5 protein-coding genes are annotated in these 4449 nt (G+C 71.2%); all 5 read left to right on the top strand.

Features of this window, described 5'->3' with window-relative positions:
- Window positions 1-1294 (top strand): phosphoenolpyruvate--protein phosphotransferase (locus KME77_RS07310; RefSeq protein ID WP_219463242.1); only part of this gene is annotated, 1294 nt, incomplete at its 5' end.
- A gap of 99 nt (window positions 1295-1393) precedes the next feature.
- Window positions 1394-2674 (top strand): beta-N-acetylhexosaminidase, encoded by a 1281-nt coding sequence (gene nagZ, locus KME77_RS07305; protein WP_246609357.1) that lies wholly within the window; start codon window positions 1394-1396, stop codon window positions 2672-2674.
- Entirely contained in the window at window positions 2674-3321 is a 648-nt protein-coding gene (locus KME77_RS07300) for an HAD family hydrolase (protein ID WP_219463238.1), read from the top strand. Before nagZ ends, KME77_RS07300 begins: the two co-directional genes overlap by 1 nt.
- 31 nt (window positions 3322-3352) lie before the next feature.
- Window positions 3353-3865, top strand: a complete 513-nt coding sequence (locus KME77_RS07295) for a DUF6912 family protein (RefSeq protein ID WP_219463237.1) — start codon at window positions 3353-3355, stop codon at window positions 3863-3865.
- A gap of 99 nt (window positions 3866-3964) precedes the next feature.
- Window positions 3965-4414, top strand: a complete 450-nt coding sequence (locus KME77_RS07290) for a DUF2690 domain-containing protein (protein WP_219463235.1) — start codon at window positions 3965-3967, stop codon at window positions 4412-4414.
- Window positions 4415-4449: the final 35 nt, after the last annotated feature.

Here is a 4449-nt window from a genome sequence, read left to right as displayed (position 1 = left end):
CACCGACCTCGACGACGTCAGGGACCGCGTGGTGGCCGAGCTGACCGGCGTCGCGCTGCCCGAACTGCCCACCGAGGGCGGCCCGTACGTGCTGGTCGCGGCCGACCTGGCGCCCGCCGACACCGCGTTGCTGTCGAAGGAGACCGTCACCGCCTTTGTCATCGAGGGCGGCGGCCCGACCAGCCACACCGCGATCCTCGCCCGCGCGATGGGCGTGCCCGCCGTCGTGGCCTGCCCCGCCGCGACCGGCATCCCGTACGGGACACGCGTGCTCGTGGACGGCACCACCGGAGAGGTGTGCCCCGACCCCAGCGACGCCGACATCACCAAGCTGACCAGCGTGAACGCCGCCAGAAGCGAGCACCGCAGGACCGGCGGCCCCGGCCGGACCCGCGACGGCCACCCGGTCCCCCTGATGGCCAACATCGGCGGCCCGGACGACCTCGAAGCGGCACGGCGCGCGGGCGCCGAGGGCATCGGGCTCTACCGGACCGAGTTCCTGTTCCTCGGCCGCGAACACGCGCCGGACAGAGCCGAGCAGGAGCGCGCCTACCGGGCGGCACTGGAAGCCTTCCCGGACGGCAAGGTCATCGTGCGGACGCTGGACGCCGGCTCCGACAAGCCGCTGGCCTTCCTGCCGCCGGCCGCCCGCGAGCCGAACCCGGCGCTCGGCGAGCGCGGGCTGCGCCTGTTCGAGCGGCACCCCGAGGTGATGGCGGCCCAGCTCGACGCCCTCGCCGAGGTGGGCGGCCCCTGCGTGATGGCCCCCATGGTGGCCACCGCCGGCGAGGCCGAGTGGTTCGCCGACGCCTGCCACACCCGGGGCATCATCGACGCCGGTGTGATGATCGAGATCCCGGCGGCCGCGCTGCGGGCGGAGAGCCTGGTCACCGTGGTCGATTTCGTGTCGATCGGGACCAACGACCTGGCCCAGTACGCCTTCGCTGCCGACCGCGAGTCCGGCGCGCTCGGCACGTTGCAGGACCCGTGGCAGCCCGCGCTGCTCGACCTGGTCGCGATGGCCGCCACCGCCGCCTCGGACAACGGCAAGCCGTGCGGCGTCTGCGGCGAGTCGGCCGCCGACCCGGCCATGGCCTGCGTGCTGGCCGGGCTCGGGGTGAGCACACTGTCGATGAGCGCCTCGGCGCTGGTCGCCGTACGGACCGCGCTGGGTGAGCACACGCTGGACCAGTGCCAGCTCGCCGCGCAGGCGGCCAGGGCGGCGAGTACGGCGGCGCACGCCCACGCGGCGGCCCGCTCCCACCTCCCGGGACTGGCCACTCTCGGGCTGTAACCGGACCGGGGCGGTAAACGGCATTTGGGCGGTGTTTTGGGTGTCCGGGCGGCTCGCGCGTCCCTCCGCATGGATACCTTTGGGAGCATGCTTCGACGGATGGGTACGACCGGTCTCCTGGTGATGGCTCTCGCGGCGTGCGCGGGCGGCAAGGGAGGCGCGGCCGCCGCACCCCCGGCGACCAGGCCGGAAACCCCCAGCACGTCGGCCGAGACGCCTGTCGCGACGCCTCCCGGCGGCGACCTCAAGCGGGTCCTGTCGCGGATGAGCGTCGAGGAGAAAGTCGGCCAGCTCTTCATGCCCGTCCTGTACGGCACCGCGCCCGGCACCGTCTCCGGCGAGAACCAGGCCAGGTACGGCGCCCAGACCCCGGCCAAGGTGGTCGCCAAGTACCACCTGGGCGGCGTCATCCTCTTCCCGGAGAACATCAGGGGCGTCGAGCAGGTCGCCAGCCTGACCAACGGCCTGCAGCAGGCGTCCAGGAAGGTGCCGCTGCTCATCGGCACAGACCAGGAGAACGGCCTGGTCTCCAGGATGGGCGCGCTGATCACCACCTTCCCCGGCGCGTCCGAGGTCGGCTCGACCAGGAGCACCGCGCTCGCCCGGTCCGTGGCCGAGGCCACCGGCCAGGAGCTGCGCGCGCTCGGCGTGAACCTCGACTTCGCCCCCGTCGCCGACGTGAACATCGACCCGGCCAACCCGGTCATCGGCAAGCGCGCTTTCGGCGACCAGCCCGCCGAGGTGGCCAAGATGGTGGCGGCGTCGGTCAAGGGCTTCAAGGACGCGAAGATCGCCGCCACCGCCAAGCACTTCCCCGGCCACGGCGACACCAAGACCGACAGCCACACCGGCCTGCCCGTCATCAAGCACACCCGGGAGCAGTGGGAGCGGATCGACGCGCCGCCGTTCAAGGCCGCGATCGCCGCCGGGGTGGACGCCGTGATGAGCGCCCACATCGTCTTCCCCAAGCTCGACCCGTCGGGCGACCCCGCGACGCTGTCCAAGCCGATCCTGACCGGCCTGCTCAGGAACAAGCTCGGCTTCAAGGGCGTGATCTCCACCGACGCCCTCAACATGGAGGGGGTCCGCAAGAAGTACGGTGACGGGGAGGTCGCCGTGCGGGCCGTCCAGGCGGGGGCCGACCTGCTGCTCATGCCGTACGACTTCCCCAAGGCGTACAACGCGGTGCTGGCGGCGGTGAGGTCCGGCAAGATCTCCGAGCGGCGGCTCGACGAGTCGGTGACCAGGCTGCTCACGCTCAAGCAGGCCCGCGGCCTGCTGCCGGCCGCGCCCGCGGCGTCGGCGGAGAAGGCGGCCAAGGTGCTGCGCAGCGCCGAGCACCGCAAACTGGCCGCGCGCGTCGCGAGGGAGGCACGCTGATGGAGGCACGAGGGGTGCTGATCGACTGGGGCGGGGTGCTCACGACGAGCCTGTCCGTGTCGATCGCCAAGTGGATCGAGGCGGACCGGATCGACGACGCCCACTACCGCCAGGTGATGCGCGAGCTGATCGAGCACGCCTACAAGGGCAACCAGAAGAACGTCGTGCACGCGCTGGAGCGCGGCGAGCTCGACGGCGCGGCCTTCGAGCGCGACCTGGCCGCGCGGCTGCTGACCGTGGACGGGGTGCCGCCCGTGGCGGAGGGCCTGCTGGAGCGCATGTTCGCGGGCTTCGACCGGGTCGACGCGATGTACGACATGCTGCGCGACGTCCGGAGCAACGGGGTCAAGACCTGCCTGCTGTCCAACTCCTGGTCGAACACCTATCCCCGGGACGACTGGGACGAGCTGTTCGACGCGGTCGTGATCTCCGGCGAGGTCGGCATGCGCAAGCCGGAGCCGCGCATCTTCCAGCACGCGCTCGGCCAGGTCGGGCTGCCCGGCGAGGCGTGCGTGTTCATCGACGACATCGAGGCCAACATCCTGGCCGCCCGCGGGCTCGGCATAACGGGCATCCACCACCGTGATGCCGTCGCGACCATCACGGAACTCGAGTCTCTGCTCCAACTTTCGTTGCGACGGGCATGATAGAGCCCTTGCAAGCTGTGAAAGGTTCGTGATGCGCGTCTATCTGCCGTGCACGCTCCCCGCGCTGGCCCGGGCGGCCGAGGCGGGGGAGCTAGGCCCGGCCCCCCTGACCGGCTACGCGGTGACCCCCGCGCTGACCGAGTGGTACGCCTCGGGTGACACCGAGGAGCTTGAGTACGTCGCGCTCACCGAGGCGGCCCGCGCCTCGCTGCGCATGCTGGCCGCCGACCACGCCGACGGCGTCGAGGGCGCCTCCCGGCGCGTGGTCGTCGCCGCCGAGGTGCCCGACGGCGCCCTGAGCATGGGCGCCGACCTGGAGGAACGGGCCAGGGTACGGCTGGCGCAGCCGATCCCGATGACCAAGGTGGCCGCGGTGCACATCGACGATCTCTACGCGATGCCCGACATCGAGGCCGCCGTCGCCGCGCTGCCCGCCTCCGACGGGGGCGACGACGACGCCCGCTTCACGGTGGATGGGGCCGAGGCGCACGAGCTGATGTGGTTCGCCACCCAGGAGATCCCCGAGCTGCTGCGCACATGTTAGGGACGCGTTAAATAGATCACGGTTCCTTGACCTTCTCCTGACGTTTCCCGCTAGGGTCCCGCACGGATCCCAATCCCGAACTCAAGGAGTCGGTTCCACGTGAAGTTCCGAGTCACCGCGGTCGCCCTGGGCGCCGCGGCGGCGGCTCTGCTGGCGGCCTCACCGGCCGCCGCGCAGACGACCGCCAGCAAGTACGACCACAAGGACCCCTACAAGAGCGGGTGCGCCGGCTCGTCCTGGGTGGTGAAGACGGGGAAGATCAAGAGCCGCGCGAACGGCACCGTTGGCACGATCCAGCTCTGGTGGTCCGCCAAGTGCAAGACCAACTGGGTGCGCGTCAAGGTCCCGACGAACGCCTGGGGCTCGATCAACGTCTACAGCAACAAGAAGTACGACCGTTTCGTCTTCAAGAAGGGCAACGGTGGTACGCACTGGGGCAACATGATCGAGGCCAACAACGTGTGCGCCTGGGGTGGCGCCGCCATCCAGTGGGGGAACGGCCGCGGCGGTCAGAACGGGCAGGGGTCGACCGCCAAGGCCTGCAGATAGCCAGGTGCTGAGGTGAGGCCGCGACCGTCGAGGTC

The sequence above is a fragment of the Nonomuraea rhizosphaerae genome, from assembly GCF_019396405.1.
Classification (GTDB): domain Bacteria; phylum Actinomycetota; class Actinomycetes; order Streptosporangiales; family Streptosporangiaceae; genus Nonomuraea; species Nonomuraea rhizosphaerae.
Note: the sequence above shows the minus strand (reverse complement) of the source record. Positions and strands in the feature narration are given on the sequence as shown.